The 17,041-nt window shown below is 63.2% G+C and carries 16 protein-coding genes; 8 read left to right on the forward strand and 8 right to left on the reverse strand.

What is annotated here, in order from left to right:
• The first annotated feature begins 39 nt into the window (after window positions 1-39).
• The 3 genes from nirD (at window position 40) to VJ698_RS14315 (ending at window position 4,557) form a co-directional block, all read left to right on the forward strand.
• Window positions 40-393, forward strand: a complete 354-nt coding sequence (gene nirD / locus VJ698_RS14305; protein ID WP_324103447.1) for a nitrite reductase small subunit NirD — start codon at window positions 40-42, stop codon at window positions 391-393.
• Window positions 390-3,173 carry a molybdopterin-dependent oxidoreductase gene (locus tag VJ698_RS14310; RefSeq protein ID WP_324103448.1) on the forward strand — a complete coding sequence of 928 codons (2,784 nt, stop codon included), beginning with the start codon at window positions 390-392 and terminating at the stop codon, window positions 3,171-3,173. Before nirD ends, VJ698_RS14310 begins: the two co-directional genes overlap by 4 nt.
• Before the next feature lie 559 nt (window positions 3,174-3,732).
• A complete protein-coding gene (locus tag VJ698_RS14315) occupies window positions 3,733-4,557 on the forward strand; it encodes a nickel transporter (protein ID WP_324103449.1) in 825 nt (274 codons plus the stop codon).
• On the opposite strand, the gene hypA is transcribed toward VJ698_RS14315, so the two are convergent.
• The 8 genes from hypA to VJ698_RS14355 all read right to left on the reverse strand — a co-directional run bounded on the left by hypA (window position 4,535) and on the right by VJ698_RS14355 (window position 11,853).
• Window positions 4,535-4,876: a hydrogenase maturation nickel metallochaperone HypA gene (gene hypA, locus VJ698_RS14320; RefSeq protein ID WP_324103450.1), complete on the reverse strand. Its 342-nt coding sequence runs from the start codon at window positions 4,874-4,876 to the stop codon at window positions 4,535-4,537. The genes VJ698_RS14315 and hypA overlap by 23 nt on opposite strands.
• Window positions 4,869-5,999, reverse strand: coding sequence for a nickel-dependent hydrogenase large subunit (locus tag VJ698_RS14325; protein ID WP_324103451.1), 1,131 nt, complete (start codon window positions 5,997-5,999; stop codon window positions 4,869-4,871). Before VJ698_RS14325 ends, hypA begins: the two co-directional genes overlap by 8 nt.
• 25 nt (window positions 6,000-6,024) lie before the next feature.
• Entirely contained in the window at window positions 6,025-6,246 is a 222-nt protein-coding gene (locus VJ698_RS14330) for a HypC/HybG/HupF family hydrogenase formation chaperone (protein ID WP_324103452.1), read from the reverse strand.
• 5 nt (window positions 6,247-6,251) lie between these two features.
• The gene (locus VJ698_RS14335; protein WP_324103453.1) at window positions 6,252-6,743 is read right to left on the reverse strand and encodes a HyaD/HybD family hydrogenase maturation endopeptidase; all 492 of its coding nucleotides are present in this window, start codon (window positions 6,741-6,743) and stop codon (window positions 6,252-6,254) included.
• 83 nt (window positions 6,744-6,826) lie between these two features.
• Window positions 6,827-8,530 (reverse strand): nickel-dependent hydrogenase large subunit, encoded by a 1,704-nt coding sequence (locus VJ698_RS14340; RefSeq protein ID WP_324103454.1) that lies wholly within the window; start codon window positions 8,528-8,530, stop codon window positions 6,827-6,829.
• A gap of 14 nt (window positions 8,531-8,544) precedes the next feature.
• Entirely contained in the window at window positions 8,545-9,690 is a 1,146-nt protein-coding gene (gene hybB / locus VJ698_RS14345) for a Ni/Fe-hydrogenase cytochrome b subunit (RefSeq protein ID WP_324103455.1), read from the reverse strand.
• Window positions 9,683-10,681 carry a hydrogenase 2 operon protein HybA gene (hybA, locus tag VJ698_RS14350; RefSeq protein ID WP_324103456.1) on the reverse strand — a complete coding sequence of 333 codons (999 nt, stop codon included), beginning with the start codon at window positions 10,679-10,681 and terminating at the stop codon, window positions 9,683-9,685. The genes hybB and hybA overlap by 8 nt, the downstream gene beginning before the upstream one ends.
• Window positions 10,678-11,853, reverse strand: a complete 1,176-nt coding sequence (locus tag VJ698_RS14355) for a hydrogenase small subunit (RefSeq protein WP_324103457.1) — start codon at window positions 11,851-11,853, stop codon at window positions 10,678-10,680. The genes hybA and VJ698_RS14355 overlap by 4 nt, the downstream gene beginning before the upstream one ends.
• A gap of 477 nt (window positions 11,854-12,330) precedes the next feature.
• On the opposite strand from VJ698_RS14355, the gene hypB reads away from it, so the two are divergent.
• The 5 genes from hypB (at window position 12,331) to hypE (ending at window position 17,040) form a co-directional block, all read left to right on the forward strand.
• Window positions 12,331-13,326 (forward strand): hydrogenase nickel incorporation protein HypB, encoded by a 996-nt coding sequence (gene hypB / locus VJ698_RS14360; protein ID WP_324103474.1) that lies wholly within the window; start codon window positions 12,331-12,333, stop codon window positions 13,324-13,326.
• A complete protein-coding gene (locus tag VJ698_RS14365) occupies window positions 13,278-14,501 on the forward strand; it encodes a carbamoyltransferase HypF (protein ID WP_324103458.1) in 1,224 nt (407 codons plus the stop codon). The genes hypB and VJ698_RS14365 overlap by 49 nt, the downstream gene beginning before the upstream one ends.
• Window positions 14,492-14,749 carry a HypC/HybG/HupF family hydrogenase formation chaperone gene (locus tag VJ698_RS14370; RefSeq protein WP_324103459.1) on the forward strand — a complete coding sequence of 86 codons (258 nt, stop codon included), beginning with the start codon at window positions 14,492-14,494 and terminating at the stop codon, window positions 14,747-14,749. The genes VJ698_RS14365 and VJ698_RS14370 overlap by 10 nt, the downstream gene beginning before the upstream one ends.
• Before the next feature lie 102 nt (window positions 14,750-14,851).
• Window positions 14,852-15,991 carry a hydrogenase formation protein HypD gene (gene hypD, locus VJ698_RS14375; RefSeq protein ID WP_324103460.1) on the forward strand — a complete coding sequence of 380 codons (1,140 nt, stop codon included), beginning with the start codon at window positions 14,852-14,854 and terminating at the stop codon, window positions 15,989-15,991.
• Window positions 15,988-17,040 carry a hydrogenase expression/formation protein HypE gene (hypE, locus tag VJ698_RS14380; RefSeq protein WP_324103461.1) on the forward strand — a complete coding sequence of 351 codons (1,053 nt, stop codon included), beginning with the start codon at window positions 15,988-15,990 and terminating at the stop codon, window positions 17,038-17,040. Before hypD ends, hypE begins: the two co-directional genes overlap by 4 nt.
• The last annotated feature ends 1 nt before the right edge of the window (window position 17,041 follow it).

The raw sequence follows: 17,041 nt of genomic DNA on the forward strand, positions 1-17,041 counted from the left end.
CCACCAGCCAACCATTCTCAACGTGATCAAGGAAACAACATGTCCCAACAATGGAAAGCCGTCTGCAATGTGACGGATATCCCGGTACTCGGCGCGCGTGTCGTGCATCGCGCCACCACTGACGATGTCGCCGTCTTCCGCAACAGTGACGACAAGATATTCGCCCTGCTCGACCGTTGCCCGCACAAGGGCGGGCCGCTGTCGCAAGGCATCGTGTTCGGCGAGCGCGTCGCTTGCCCGTTGCACAGCTGGAACATCGAGCTGGGCTCCGGTTGTGCGGTCGCACCGGATGAAGGCTGCACGCAGAAATTCAGCGTCAAGGTGGAAGACGGCAAGGTCTTTCTCGATCTCGATGAACTGAACGCGCTGGCGGTTGAAGCGAAGGCTGCATGAGTGCATTGCGCGAATCGAAGACCACCTGCTGCTATTGCGGCGTCGGCTGCGGCGTCATTGTGCAGAGCGATGGCGAAAAGTTGGTGGGCGTGCGTGGTGACCCGGATCATCCGGCCAACTTCGGACGGCTGTGCACCAAGGGGAGCACGCTGCACCTGGCCGCCGACCCGGTGCTGCAACGGCAGACGCGCGCGCTGCACCCGGAGATGCGTGTCACGCGGGACGCATCGCGCGCCCAGGTGCCCTGGGACGAGGCTCTGGATTTCATCGCCGGAAAATTCGACGAAACGATCCGCGAGCATGGCCCGGACAGCGTGGGCTTCTATATTTCCGGGCAACTGCTGACAGAGGACTACTACGTCTTCAACAAGCTGGCGAAAGGTTTGATCGGCACCAATAACATCGACACCAATTCGCGCCTGTGCATGTCGAGTGCCGTCGCCGGCTACAAGCAGACGCTGGGCGCGGATGCGCCGCCGGCCTGCTACGAGGACATCGACCATGCGGAACTGATCTTCATCGCCGGTTCGAACACGGCCTATGCGCATCCCGTGCTCTATCGGCGCATCGAGGAGGCACGCAGGCGCAATCCTCGCCTGAAGCTGGTCGTCGCCGATCCGCGCCGCACCGATACCGCGCGTGATGCGGACCTGTTCCTGCCCATCCTGCCGGGTACCGATGTCGCGCTCTTCAACGGCATGCTGCACATCTGCCTGTGGGAAGGCCTGATCGACAACGCCTACATCGACGCGCACACCGAAGGCTTTGCCGAGTTGAAGCGCACAGTGCGCGAATACACACCGACATTCGTGGCCGATACCTGCGGCATCAGCGAAGACGATCTGGTCAAGGCGGCGCGCTGGTTTGGCGAATCGAAGGCGTCGCTCTCGCTGTATTGCCAAGGTTTGAATCAGTCGTCGCAGGGCACGGCGAAAAATGCCGCCCTGATCAACCTGCATCTCGCGACACACCAGATCGGCAAGCCGGGCGCCGGGCCGTTCTCGCTGACCGGCCAGCCGAATGCGATGGGCGGCCGCGAAGTGGGCGGCATGGCCAACCTGCTCTCGGCGCATCGCGATTTGGCCAATCCGGACCACCGCGCAGAAGTGGCGCGCCTGTGGGGCGTGGACGAGGTGCCCGCAACGCCGGGGAAGACGGCGATTGAAATGTTCGACGCGCTGCGTGCCGGCGAGATCAGGATCATCTGGATCGCCTGCACCAATCCGGCGCAATCGCTGCCGGAACAGGCGCTGGTGCGCGAGGCATTGAAGCGGGCGGAACTGGTGATCGTGCAGGAAGCCTTCAAGACGACGGCAACAGTCGGCTATGCCGACGTGCTGCTGCCGGCGACGACCTGGAGCGAGAAGGAGGGCACGGTCACCAATTCGGAGCGACGCATTACGCGCACCAAACCGATCCTGCCGAAACCCGGGCAGGCGCGCCACGACTGGGAAATCGTGGTCGAGATCGCGCACCGACTGGAAAAGAAGATGGAAAGAAGCAGGACGCTCTTTCGCTACGCGAATGTCGAGGAAATCTGGAACGAGCATCGCGAGTCGACGCGCGGGCGCGACCTCGACATCACGGGCCTATCGTACAAGTTGCTGGAAGAGCAGGGGCCGCAGCAATGGCCCTTTCCCGAGGGGGCAACCGAAGGCAGGAAACGGCTGTATGAAGACGGCCGCTTTGCTACGGCGAGCGGGCGCGCGAAGTTCGTGAACGTGGCGTACCAACCGGTCGCCGAGAAGGTCGATGCGCGCTATCCGTTCCGCCTGAATACCGGCCGCCTGCGTGACCAGTGGCATGGCATGAGCCGCACCGGCACCGTGGCGCAGCTCTTTTCACATGCGCCGGAGCCGGCGGTGCTGATGGCGCAGGTCGACATGGACCGGCGCATGATCGGCAACGGCGAGCTGGTTCATGTCACCAGCAGGCGCGGATCGCAGATCCTGCCGGCGATGGCGAGCGACGATCTCCGTTCCGGGCAGGCGTTCATCGGCATGCATTGGGGCGAGGAATTCGTGTCGGGTCGATCGCGGGACGAGGAAGGCACGCACGGCGTGAACGCGCTGACCTTGCCAGTGCTGTGCCCGGTATCGAAGCAGCCGGAACTCAAGCATGCGGCGGTGAAGATCCTGAAGGCAGAGCTGCCGTGGCGCTTCCTGGTGTTCGGCTGGATCGATTCGTCGCAGGCACTTGCGGTGCAGGCGGGGCTGAGGCCATGGATGCGACGCTTCGCGTATGCCTCCTGCACACTGTTCGGCCGCGAGAAGACCGGTGTGCTGTTTCGCGCCGCCGACGATTATCCGGCCGAGACCGAGCTGGTGCAGGCAATCGAGGCTAGCTTCGGCATAGTCGGCCCGCAGGTGCTGCGTTATGACGATGCGCGCCGCGGCAACGCGCGTCACGTCCTCGTGCGGGACGGTAAGCTGGAAGCGGTGTCGCTCGCGGGTGATACCTCGGCCGAGTCCTGGCTCAAGGAGTACCTCGAAAGCGGACAGCCTGTTGCGGGGCTGGGGCGCATGCTGCTGGTGCCGTCCGCGAAAGCACCGCAAGGCTTTCGCTCGCGAGGCAGGATCGTCTGCAATTGCTTCGATGTTGCCGAAACTGAAATCAGGGATGTGCTCGCGAGGCAGAACTGGATCAATGCGGGAACGCCGAATGCTGTGCTGGCGGACATGCAGCAGAAGCTGAAGTGCGGGACGAATTGCGGGTCGTGTGTGAGCGAACTGAGGAAGATCATCCTGGAGCAGAGGGCGGCTGCGGGTGTGGCGATTTAGTACAACTGCGGCACCAGTGACCAATGATCCGTTCCTTCCTCCTGCAAGGCTATGGTTTGCATGCGGGCGGGCGTCAAAAGTTGAACGTTGTGATGCCTTCCTCCGTCGCCCTCGCGAAGGCGGGGGCCCATGGGGAGATTGGGCATCTTCATGTGCCTGTTTGAGCGAGCCGCAGAATGGACTCGGTTCTGGGCCCCCGCCTTCGCGAGGGCGACGGGGAGAAGTTGTGGGATAGGAACAACCGGCAATGCCCGCCCTCGAACGCCTATTGCAAAGATATGCGCATACCGCAGCCCTGCAAGGGGAGAGAACCATTCGACGCTGCTCCGCATGTGCGACTGTAAAGTCAGCTTGCAGCACGGGATGCTGCTGCAAACCTGCTATCCGTCTTGCCCCATCCATGCCGACGGCCTGACTCGTCTACGCAAGGGCAACTGCCCTGCAGGCCGCAAACTTCCTGTATTGCCCGGATGCCTGCGCAAGCATCGCCGCCCAGAGGACAATGGCACGCTTCTTGTATGAGTTCCCTGAAAAATTCTCATGCACAAAGGAGACATGCATGCCGGAGGCTTCCCTCGCGTTCAGCAGCCTGATGGCGTTTGCCCTGCTGTTCGGGATCAAACACGGCTTCGATGCCGACCATCTTGCCAGCATCGACGGTCTGGCGCGCCTCCAGTCCCGCCTCGGGCACGCGCGCCTCGCGCGCAGCGCCGGGCTGCTGTTCTCGCTGGGACATGGACTGGTGGTGCTCGGTGCCGCCTGGGTGTTCGTACAACTTGGCGCGGGACGCCTGCCTGCGTGGCTTGAACCGCTCGGTGCATGGATTTCCATCGTCTTCCTTCTTGCCATCGGCATGGTCAACCTGGCCAATGCGTCGCGGCCCGCGCACAGCCCGGCCGTTCCGCCGCCGCTGGCGCGCTTCGTCATGCGCCTGCCGCTGCCGCAAGGCTTCATGGGAAGCGTACTCGTCGGCGGCATGTTCGCGCTATCGTTCGACGCGATGACAGTGGCGGCATGGTTCGGCCTGGCGGGGAGCCGTCATGGCGGCATGCTGGCAACGCTGATGCTCGCGGTGTGTTTCGTCGGCGGCATGGTGCTGACCGATACGCTCAATGGCCTGGTCGTGGCCAGCCTGATCCGGCGCAGCGAGCGCTTCGTGCAGCGGGCAGGACGGATGTTTTCGCTGCTGGTCGCCGCCAGTGCATTGCTGGTGGCGGGTCTGGGTGCATCGAAGCTCGTGTCGGACGCGTTCGACCAATGGACCGACGGCAAGGAACTCTTGTTCGGCGCCGCGGTGCTGACCATTATCCTCGCCGGCTATGCGATCGCGCGCCGCATGAGCCAGGCTGCCGGGCGCGACGCTATTCGACTTCCAGTTCCCTGACTTTCAGTTCCAGCCCGCCGGTTGGCTGTACCTGGTAGCCGCCGCAATCCGGGCAGGGGTCGTAGCGCTGGCTGATCGGCACCGTCTTGTTGCAGGACATGCACCAGCCCTGTCCTTTGGTCTCGATGATCTCCAGTCGCGTGCCCTCGGCCAGCGTGTCCTTGACCACGGCATCGAAACAGAAGCGCATGGCTTCCACTTCCACGCCGGCCAGCGCGCCGATCTCCAGCCACACGGTTTTTACGCGGGTGAATGCGTTTGCCCTGGCGCTGTCCTCAATGACCTGGAGCACGCCTTCCGCGAGCGACATCTCATGCATGGTTGACCTCGATTTCACAGGCGACGCACGGGTCCAGCGAATGAACCAGCAGTTCCGTGCGGCGCAATATTGCAGTTTCTTCAGCGGCTTCAACGCCGGCCAGGCTCCGGGCACAGGCACCCTCGGGGTGAAAATTCCATTCGGTCGGTGCGACGATCCGGTAATCCGCGATCCTGCGCTGCGCATCGAGCACAACGCGATGCAGCAGCAGCCCGCGCGCGTTCTGCACACAGGCCAGTCCGACGGCTGCTTCCCCTGCATGGCCCTGCACCCAGGCGTCTTCCGCGGGTTCGCTTCTGCGCAGGCGATCGAATAGTGCATGGATTTCGAGCAGCCGCGCCAGCAATCGCGCAAAGATGGACACACCTTGCTCGCGCAACAAGACGGCAAGGGCAGGATGCGCCTGCATGCGCGCCAGGCTGCCGGTTTCCAGCGCCTGCCCCTGCCAATGGGGACGCGAGGCGAAATGCCCCTCGTTCGTCATGGAAGGCAACAGATACGTCAGCATGTTCTCGCGATTCACCCACGGCATCAGGGATGCGGCACCGTCATGGCTTGGCTCGTCCAGCGGCAAGCATTGCAGCAACAGGCGCGCGGTGGGCGTCCTTGCGTCATGCAGCCAGCGCATCAGCGTGTTCGTGTCGCCAGCATCTTGCAAGTACTGCCACGCATCGCCGAGCAGCGCGGCACCAACGCGGCTTTCCATTTCGACCATGCCGGCCTGCCAGCCGGTTTCATCGAAGCCATCGCGGCAGCATGCCGTCATGTGCTGCCGTAACCAGGCGAGCAGGGTGGGATCCGACGGCGCCTGCATGATGCGCGGCAGGTCGATCAGGAAGCGCCACAGCAATTCCTGCAAGGCTTCCGCCAGCACAAGCCGCTCGCACTGCAAGCTTACCGCTGTTGATTGCTCCAGCGCGACCTGGACCGCGGTGCTTGCCGCCGCTCCCTGCGCCTTGCCACAAATGCTGAACAGAAGGGGAATGACCTGCAGCGCGTGTGCGGCAGGCCTGCCTTGCAAGAGCCGGTTGAGCGGAATCAGCGCGCGAGGCTGCACGGCGGCGGCGACGATGCGTCGGCCGTCGAACTCCAGCGCGATGCGGATCTTTCCTTCCAGGTTCACGATACGGATTCAGAAACGTCGATCTTCAACCTGCATCATCGACGATCCCATCCAGAATGGCCAGTGTTTCCAGCGCGCGATCCGGATCGACCCGTTCGTAAGCGAAGCTGCCGGCCTGGATCAGCAGGTAGTCGCCGAGGTGCACAGGCTCCGCCATCAAGATCAGGCTGACCCGGCGCTGCTTGCCGAAGGCTTCCACGGTCGCCATGTCGCCATCGATGGCGACGATGCGCGAGGGAATCGCCATGCACATTACGCCGCCTCCAGCGCCGCGCGTTCCACGACGACGCCGAGCAGGCCGAGTTCGGAGACGATGAGGGAGGTCAGCGTCGGCAGCAGTGCTTCGACCTGCGGTGTCAGCGCCATGCCGGTTTCCAGTGACAACGGTTCGACGCCGAACACCGTCACGCCGCCCGGTTGTTCGTTGTTGAAGGCCAGCGTGGCGAGCACATCGGACAATCCCACCTGGTGCGGCGAGAGCTTGGTCTTGAAGAACACCGGCACGTCGTCGCCGGCGATGCGCACGATGGTGCCCGGCTCCTTCCGGCTGCGCACGGCATCGACGATGATCAGATGCGTGGCATGGGCCAGGTCTTCCAGCAATTCCATGCCCGCGGTGCCGCCGTCGATCACCTCGACCTGCGGCGGCACGCGGTACTCGTGCTGGAAGCGCTCGATGGCACGCACGCCGACACCTTCATCGGAGAGGAGGATGTTGCCGACGCCGAGGATGACTATGCGCATGATGTTCCAATGCAGTAAGAGTATTTTCCGTGGCGCGCACACATTGCACGCCACGGACATGGTTTGCCTTTGTTTGGCGTTGTTTACAGCACCTGCACCTTGACCACTTCCTGCTGGTCGGTATCGAGCACATGCACCGCGCAGGCGAGGCAGGGATCGAAGGAGTGCACCGTGCGAAGCACTTCCAGCGGACGCTCAGGATCGGCCACCGGCGTGTTCAGCAACGAAGCCTCGTACGGACCGATCGCCTCATGCTCGTTGCGCGGCGCAGCGTTCCAGGTCGTCGGCACGACGCACTGGTAGTTGCTGATTTTGCCGTCATTGAGCACGACCCAGTGCGACAGCGCGCCGCGCGGCGCCTCGTGGAAGCCCACGCCGGTGACTTCGCCCTTCGGGAAGGTCGGCTTGTTGAAGGTCTGGCGGTCACCCTTGGCGATGTTGTCGAGCAGGAGCTGCCACTGCTGTGCGAGAACATCCACCTGCACCGCGCAGGACACCGCGCGCGCCGCATGGCGGCCGATGGTGGAATGCAGCGCGGCCACCGGCACCTTGGTCTTCGCCAGTGCGCTTACCGTGTCCAGCGTCTGGGTCACGTACTTGATGGTCGGCTCATGTTTGGCGGCGACCATGGTCAGCACGCGCGAGAGCGGTCCGACCTGCGCCGGCTTGCCGTAGAAGGTCGGCGACTTGACCCAGGAGTACTTGCCGTCGTCCTGGAAGTCGGTGTACTGCGGCTCGGTCTCGCCCTTGAACGGATGCAGCGCACCCTTGCCGCCCTTGTACCACGCATGCTTGACGCTTTCCTCCACGCCGTCGCGGAAGAACGGGTCGCCGAAGCTCTTGATCTGCTGGAAGGAGGCGAGGTCACCGCCCTTGATGTAGCCGCCGGGCAGGGCGAACTGCGTGCCCTTGGTATCGAGCGGAATATCAGGCACCGCAAGGTATTCGAGCACGCCGGCGCCGATGCCCGTCCAGTCGGCATAGAAGGCGCCGATGGCGGCGACGTCGACCAGGTACACGTTCTTCACGAAGTCCGCCAGCTCGTCGATCCAGCCCTTGATCGCCATCAGGCGTTCCATCGTCAGCGACGATTGCGAGTCGAAATCGATCGGGTTCGACACGCCGCCCACGGCAACGTTCTGGATGTGCGGCGTCTTCGAGCCGAGGATGGAGACGATCTTGTTTGCCTTGCGCTGGATTTCCAGCGCCTGCAGGTAGTGCGTGGTCGCCAGCAGGTTCACGTCCGGCGGCAGTTTCATCGCCGGATGGCCCCAGTAGCCGTTGGTGAAAATGCCGAGCTGGCCGGTGCCGACGAAGCCGGACAGGCGTTCCTTCACCTTCGCGAATTCATGCTTGCTGTTGCCGCTCCAGGTCGACAGGCTTTCCGCCAGTTGCGCGGTCTTGGCCGGATCGCCCTTGAGCGCCGACGTCACGTCCACCCAGTCCAGCGCGGACAGGTGGTAGAAGTGCACGATATGGTCGTGGATGGCGTGCGCCGTGATGATCAGGTTGCGGATGTATTGCGCGTTGAGAGGCACTTCCATCTTCAGCGCGTTCTCGATTGCGCGCACCGAGGTGATCGCATGCACCGTGGTGCACACGCCGCAAATGCGCTGCGTGATCGACCATGCGTCGCGCGGATCGCGCCCCACCAGGATCTGCTCGACACCGCGCCACATCTGGCCCGACGCCCATGCCTTCTTCACCTTGCCGCCGTCGACTTCGCAGTCGATGCGCAGGTGACCCTCAATCCTGGTGATCGGGTCGATCGTGATTCTCTTTGCCATGCTTGTCTCCTAAATTATTCCTCTTGGGGCAGGATCGGCAGATACCGAACCAGCACGATATAGCCCAGGATTTCGATTGCGATGATGCCGATGCTGACCATGATTTCCGGCACCGACGGGAAGTAACTCCAGCCCAGCCCGGTGCTGTAACCGACGATGTAGGCGTTGATGCGCAACAGGAAGGCGCCCGTCATCAGCAGCACGGCGGCGACGAACAGCTTCGCCGGCTGGCTGCGTCGCTTCTCGTCGCGCAGCATCACCAGCGGCGCGATGAAGGCGAGGGTCTCGATCCAGAACATCAGGGCCTTCACGCCGGGCTCGAACATGAAACCGATCGCGCCGCGCATGGCCAGGTCGACAAAGCGCACCACTACGAAGGCCGCGACCACCCACACCATCAGGCGCGACAGCTTGCCCAGCAGGTGCATTTCCAGCGGCCGCTGGAAGCCGGACGACGACAGGCAGGCTTCGAAGAACACGACCGCGAAGCCGCTCGTCACCGCGGTCATCAGGAACAGCAACGAGATAACCGGGCTTTGCCACAGCGGATGCACGTGATAGCCGAACACGGTGAGCATCGAGCCGAGCGAGGACTGGTGCATGGTCGGCAATACCACACCGAGCGCGATGAAGAAGAACAGCACCTTGCTCAGCTTTTTCTTCTGCACGTTGAGGCCGAATTTCTCCAGCAGCGCCGGCGCGAACTCGATCCACATCACGATGATGTAGGCCGATACGCACAGGGCCACTTCGAGCATCACCGAATTCACCTGCGCGTAACCCGGTACGAACACATGCCAGAAGTTCCAGTAACGGCCGAGGTCGACCGCCGCCGAGATACCGGCCAGCGTGTAGCCGAACAGGCTGCCCAGCAACGCCGGCCGCACCATCGGGTGGTATTCGCCCTTGTTGAAGATATAGACCAGGATCGCCATGACGTAGCCGCCGCAGGCGAAGGCGGAGCCGATCATCACGTCGTACACGACCCAGATGCCCCAGGTCTGTCCATCGCTGATATTGCTGACCGCGCCCATGCCATGCAGGAAGCGGATGCCGAGAATGACGACCGCGATCGCCGCCAGGATCGCGAGCGTGACGGTTGTCGGCGTCACCATCGGTCCGCCGACTGGAGCGGGGGCGGCGTGATGTGCATCAGACATCGGAACCTCCTTGTGTCTTGTCCGTCGGCTTGCTTTCGTCCTCAGCCTTCACGTTGCGCTTGGCGATGAAGCCCAGCACGCCGAGGAAAGCGATCGGTAGCACCATGCCGCTGTACAGGCCATGCTGTATGGTTTCGGAATTGGCCGCGAAGGAGCGTTCGGGCAGCGTGGGCATGCCCAGCTTCTCGAACGGCACGGCGGACAGACGGATCACCTGCGTGCCGCCGACTTCCTTGTCGCCGTAAACATGCTGCACATAGTTCGGGATCTTCGCCACGTGCGGTGACTGATCACGTGTGTTCAGGTTACCGCGCGGGAAAGCCGTTTCCTGGCCGGGCTTGAGTTCCATCCGGCGCTTTGCTTCCACCTTCAGGTCCTTCACCTTGCCGAACAGCGTCGCGCCCGTCGGGCAGACTTCCGCACAGGCCGCGTACTTCCCTTCGGGCATGCGGTGCTTGCACAACTGACACTTGGAGATTTTCGGGATGGCCTTGTCGTACTCGAAGCGGGGCACGCCGAACGGGCAGGCCGCGACGCAGTAGCGGCAGCCGATGCAGGCATCCTTGTTGTAGCTGACGATGCCCGTCACCGGGTCCTTCGTCATTGCCTTCACCGGGCAGGCCGACACGCAGGACGGGTCAGCACAGTGCAGGCAGGAGGCCTTGTTGAAGGCAAAGCCGTCGATCACGCTGTCCTTCTTCTCGCCCGTGCCATCCTTATACATCTTGATGACATTGAGCGTCTTGCCGGACAGGTCGAGCGGGGTGTCCCAAAGCTGGTCTTCGGTGGAAAATTCCGGCGGCATGCCGTTGGCTTCCTTGCACGCGGCAACACAGGCCTTGCAGCCGATGCACAGCGTACTGTCGAACAACAGGCCGACCGCTTCCGGCGGCATCGGCTTGTTGTCGCGGGCCTCCACCGAAGTGGCCGTGGCGAGCAATGCTCCGCCACCCAGCGCGCCTTTCAGGAAATCGCGCCGGTCGAGACTCATGATTCCGTCCTTTCCTTTTCAGTGGACGGTTTGCCGGCGGACTTGCTCGGGCATTCGGTCTGGCACTTGCCGAGATTCTTCGCCATCGCCACTGTGCCGCCCGCGACTACGCCAGCCACACCGGCCACCACGGCAACCGCACCCATCGTCGCGCCGTGTCCTTTCTGTTCTTCCACCCGTGGATAACCGACCGGCGGTGTATTGGTCTTGAGTTCCGCCAGCGCGTGGATCGGTTTCGCAAAGCCGACACCCTGCTCGGTGCAGCCGATGCAGGGATGGCCCGTGCCGACCGGCCAGCTCGCATTGCCGACATCGCCAAACAGGATGGACGGGCAGTTCGCGTAAGTCTCCGGTCCCTTGCAGCCGAGCTTGTACAGGCACCATCCCTTGCGATGCCCTTCGTCGCCGAACTCCATGGCGAAGCGGCCGGCATCGAAGTGCGCGCGCCGTTCGCAGTTGTCGTGCACGAGGCGCGAGTAGGCGAACTTCGGGCGGCTCTTGGCATCCAGTTCCGGCAGTTTGCCGAAGGTCAGGAAGTGCACCACCGTCGACAGGAAGTTGTACGGATTCGGCGGGCAGCCGGGGATGTTCGCCACCGGCCTGCCGAGCACCTGCGCCGCGCTCGACGCACCGGTCGGATTCGGGCCGGTGGAGGGCATGCCGCCCCAGGCCGCGCAGCTGCCGATGGCGATCACCGCCGCCGCATCCGCCGCGCATTCCTTCAGCATGTCCATCGCGGTCTGGCCGCCGACCTTGCAATAGACGCCGTTATCCTTGGTCGGAATCGCGCCTTCCACCACGAGCAGATACTTGCCCTTGTTGGCCTTCATCGCCGCGCGTCGCGCTGCTTCAGCCTGGTGGCCGGCGGCCGCGAAAAGGGTTTCGTGGTAATCGAGCGAAATGACGTCGAGGATCAGCTTCTCGAGCGTCGGATGCTCCGCGCGCAGCATCGACTCGGTACAGCCGGTGCACTCCTGGAAGTGCAGCCAGATCACCGAAGGCCGCTTCTTGTTGGCCACGGCCTGCACGATGGCCGCATCCGCGCCCGTGGGCAGGCCCATGGTCGATGCCATCGCCGTGCATAACTGCAAAAAGCTGCGCCGCGAAATGCCGAGCCGCTTTTCGACCACCGCGACGGCATTTTCCGCCCGGTCTTGTTTGTTCTTGTTCATCCCCCGCTCCTCTTTCCGTTGATGTTCTTTGAGCACCGACTGGAAGGTGTAAGACAAATGACGACAGGTGATATGCATCGAAATACATGTTCGCCGTGCCGCCTGCTGTCACCGTCATGGGGTTGTCACGAATATTGCAAGTGAGGAAGACCAGACGGGACTGATAGCGATGCGCAACTTTTGTGCCACGACATTTTTTTTCGATGGCATGCGCGGCAAAGCAAGGCGGGGCCTTGCCGTACGCCGATTGAAGGAGTGCAGGACAGCGCGGTCGATGCCGTCGAAGGATGCGGAGTGCTGCAATCACAAGTGTCGTTTTGGCTGGGAAACGCAAAGTGCGCTTCCAGCAAATCAGGCCGAATTGGCCGTGCTTGCAGCACTCGCAGCGGAAGTTTGCTTTCCACGTTGGACACGCAAGTGGAAGCTCATTAAACTCAACGATGACAAGCCGGAGAAGAGCCGGCGAGGAGACCAATGATGTGCGTGGTATGCGGATGCGGAAACCACGGAAATGGCAAGAGCCAGGACCACAAGACGGAAAGCGGATTGCCATACCGGCAAGTGCAGACGCAGGCGGGCAGCCTGCTGCACCAGTCGCACGGTCATCATCATGACCACTATCATGGACACGATCATGCGCACGGGCATGATCACGAACATGATCACGAACATGAGCATGAGCACGAACCTGAGCATGAGCACATAGCCGTCGACGCCGCCACCGGCGACCTGCACTTCGGTCACGGCCCCGCCTGCGTGTCGGTGCCCGGCATGAGCCAGTCGCGCACCATCAAGCTCGAACAGGATGTGCTGGGCAAGAACAACCAGTTCGCGGCGCAGAACCGCGAACATTTTGCGCACCACGGCATCCTCGCGCTCAACCTCGTCTCCAGCCCCGGCTCCGGCAAGACCACATTGTTGTGTGCCACGATCGAGGCGCTGAAGCAGCGCAGCAACCAACCTCCCGTCGCCGTGATCGAAGGCGACCAGCAGACCAGCAACGACGCCGACCGCATCCGCGCCACCGGCGCGCCGGCCATCCAGGTCAACACCGGCAAGGGCTGTCACCTCGATGCGCAAATGGTCGGTAACGCCTTTTCACGCCTCCCGCTGCATGCGCACGATGGACATGATGAGCAGGGCGGCGTCCTGTTCATCGAGAACGTCGGCAATCTCGTTTGCCCGGCGATGTGGGATCTCGGCGAAGCGGCGAAGGTGGCCATCCTTTCCGTCACGGAAGGTGAGGACAAGCCACTCAAGTACCCGGACATGTTCGCCGCCGCGCGCCTCATGATCCTGAACAAGGTCGACCTGCTGCCCTACCTGCGCTTCGACGTCGAGCAATGCATTGCCTACGCGCGGCGCGTCAACCCGTCCATCGAAGTACTGCAGCTGTCGGCCACCAGCGGGCAGGGGATGGATGCATGGCTCGACTGGATCGCCGCCGGACAACGCACGATGGCGAGCGTGTGATGACGGCGCCATCTCTCGATTTGCCGGCGGCGGCATCGAACGCCGCCGTCCTCGCCTGCGGCGCTTGGCTCAAGAACGCCGCCTGCCTGCTGAATGGGCAGCATGTGCAATGGTCGCCCGTGCACGGCGACCTGGGCGACCCGGCCAATTGCATTGCACTGGAGCAGTCCGTCGAAGCCTTGCTGCAGAAAGCCGGCGGGCAGGTGGATGCAATCGCACATGACCTGCATCCAGACTTCTTTAGTTCGCAGCTTGCGCTGCGCATCGCCGACCAGCTCGGCGTTCCCGCGATCGGGGTGCAGCATCACCACGCGCACATCGGCGCAGTGGCCGCCGAGTTCGGCCTGCACGAGCCGCTGATCGGACTGGCACTCGACGGTGTCGGCCTGGGTACGGACGGCGTGGCCTGGGGCGGTGAACTGCTCTGGGTCGACGGCGCGCAATGGCGACGCCTCGGCCATCTGCAGACATTGGCGCTGCCCGGCGGCGACACCGCTGCGCGCGAACCTTGGCGCATGGCCGCTGCGGTCTTGCATGGCATGGGGCGCGATGCGGAAATCGTGGCACGTTACGGCGACAAGGTCGGCAAGCCGGCCGCGCAGACCGTGCAATCGATGCTGGCGCGCGGCCTGAACTGCCCGCCTGCGACCGGCGCGGGGCGCTGGTTCGATGCGGCAGCGGGCGCGCTTGGCATCAGCGTGAAACAGGCCTTCGAAGCCGAAGCGGCGATTGCGCTGGAAAGGCTCGCTACCGCCTGGCTTGCGGAACATGGCGAGCCCGACGGCGCACGCGACTATGCGATCGACGATGAAGGCGTACTGGATCTGCGCCCGCTCTTCGCGCGCCTGTTCGCGCTCGGCGAGGGCGATGCAAGGGATGTCGCGCGCGGCGCGGCCCTGTTCCATACGACGCTCGTCGCCGCGCTTGCTGAATGGACCGAGCACGCCGCGAAACGCTACGACGCAGGTGCGATCGCCTTCGGCGGCGGCTGCTTCTTCAACCGCGTGCTGACATCGCGCCTCGGCGCAGAACTCGAGCGGCGCGACCTGCACGTCTTCCTGCCGCAGAAAGTGTCTTGCGGCGACGCCGGCCTCGCGCTCGGACAGGCATGGGTGGCAGCGCATCAGTTGCAGGAAACCGAAACCAGCAAGACAGGAGCGAATGCATGTGCCTAGCAATACCCACCCGCGTGGTCGAAGTGCGGCCCGGCCAGATGGCGGTGATCGAACTGTCCGGTGTACGCAAGGAGATTTCGACCGCGCTGGTCGATGCCGTCAGCGTCGACGACTACGTGATCGTCCACGTCGGCTATGCGATCGGTAAGGTCGATCCCGAAGAGGCGCAGCGTACGCTCGCGATGTTCAATGAGCTGGAGATGGCCCAGGTTTCGTCGATACCAGGGATGACGGAGCCGGCCAAATGACAGCAAAAGCAATTTGTCCACGGAAAACACGGAAAACACGAAAGTGTTCAAGGAAGTTTTCTGTGCCTTCAGTGTTTTCCGTGGACAACAGGGTTTTTAAAAATGAAATACATCGCTGAATATCGAGACGGAGAGACGGCGCAAAAGATCGCGGCGCGCATCCACGCGGAAGCGGATCCGACAAGACGCTACAGCTTCATGGAATTCTGTGGCGGCCACACGCATGCCATTTCACGCTACGGCGTGAGCGAGCTGTTGCCGAAGAATGTGCGCATGATCCACGGCCCCGGTTGTCCGGTGTGCGTGCTGCCCATCGGACGCATCGACCATGCCATCAAGCTGGCGCTGGAACACAACGCCATCGTCTGTACCTACGGCGACACCATGCGCGTACCGGCTTCCGATGGCCTGTCGCTGATCAAAGCCAAGGCGCGCGGGGCGGATATCCGCATGGTGTATTCCGCCGCTGACGCGCTGAAGACTGCCATCGACAATCCGGACCGAGAAGTGGTGTTCTTCGCCATCGGCTTCGAAACCACCACGCCACCCACGGCCATCGTGCTGCGCGAAGCGGCGGCGCGCAAGGTACATAACTTCAGCGTGCTGTGCTGCCATGTGCTCACACCATCGGCCATCACCCATATTCTCGAATCGCCCGAAGTGCGCGATTACGGCACCGTGCCCATCGACGGCTTCATCGGCCCGGCGCACGTGAGCATCGTGATCGGCTCCGGGCCGTATGACCACTTCGCGGAGGAATACCGCAAGCCCGTCGTCGTTGCCGGCTTCGAGCCGCTGGACGTGATCCAGGCCATCCTGATGCTGGTGCGCCAGGTCAACGAAGGCCGCTCCGAAGTGGAAAACGAATTCATGCGCGCTGTCACGACAGAGGGCAACCTCACCGCGCAGACGCTGGTGTCGGAGGTGTTCGAGCTGCGCACCACCTTCGAATGGCGCGGCCTGGGCGAAGTGCCGTACAGCGCATTGCGCATCCGTCCCGCTTATGCGCGTTATGACGCCGAGAAGAAGTTCGGGCTTGCCTATCGGCCGGTAGCCGATAACAAGGCCTGCGAATGCGGCGCGATCCTGCGCGGCGTGAAAGGCCCGACCGACTGCAAGCTGTTCGGCACCGTCTGCACGCCGGAGAACCCGATGGGCTCCTGCATGGTGTCGAGCGAAGGGGCCTGCGCCGCGCATTACTCGTATGGCAGATTCAAGGATATTCCGGTGGTGACTGCATGAATGGAACTGTGAAAAAGAATTACATCCGTCCGCTTGATCTCAAGAATGGACGCATCGACATGGGACACGGCGCGGGAGGGCGCGCCTCGGCACAACTGATCGACGAATTGTTCGTCACCGCCTTCGACAATGAATGGCTGCGCCAGGGCAACGACGGCGCGCGCATGGACATGCCGGCGGGACGCATGGTAATGGCCACCGACGCGCATGTCGTGTCGCCACTGGTCTTCCCGGGCGGCGATATCGGCTGCCTGTCGGTGCACGGCACCATCAATGACGTGGCGATGAACGGCGCCAGGCCGCTGTACCTGTCCGCCAGTTTCATCATCGAGGAAGGCTTCGCCCTGTCGGAGCTCAAGCGCATCGTCGATTCGATGGCGCAGGCCTCCCGTGAAGCAAGCGTGCCGGTCGTCACCGGCGATACCAAGGTGGTCGAGCGCGGCAAGGGCGACGGTGTGTTCATCAGCACCACGGGCGTGGGCGTGGTGCCGCCGGGTATCGACATTGATGGTGCCTATGCGAAACCAGGCGACGCCATCATCGTCTCCGGCCATATCGGCAGCCACGGCGTGGCCATCATGTCCAAGCGCGAGTCGCTCGCCTTCGAGACCGAGATCCTGTCCGACACAGCCGCATTGCACGGGCTGGTGGCAGACATGCTGGCCGCGATGCCGCGCGTGCATGTGCTGCGCGATCCCACGCGCGGCGGCCTTGCCACCACGCTCAATGAAATCGCGAAGCAGTCGGGCGTCGGCATGCTGCTCGATGAGGCCGCGATACCGGTGTTGCCGCAGGTCGAGGCAGCCTGCGAATTCCTCGGCCTCGATCCGCTCTACGTCGCGAACGAAGGCAAGCTGATCGCGATCTGCGCGGAGCAGGACGCCGAGGCACTGCTCGCCGCGATGCGCGCGCATCCGCTCGGCAAGGACGCGGTACGTATCGGCACCGTGACCGAGGACGCGCACGGTTTCGTGCAGATGAAAACCCGCTTCGGCGGCCGGCGCGTGGTCGACTGGCTCTCCGGTGAACAACTGCCACGCATCTGCTGAA

It is taken from the genome of Noviherbaspirillum sp. (assembly GCF_035254685.1).
In the GTDB taxonomy this organism is placed as follows: Bacteria; Pseudomonadota; Gammaproteobacteria; order Burkholderiales; family Burkholderiaceae_D; genus Noviherbaspirillum.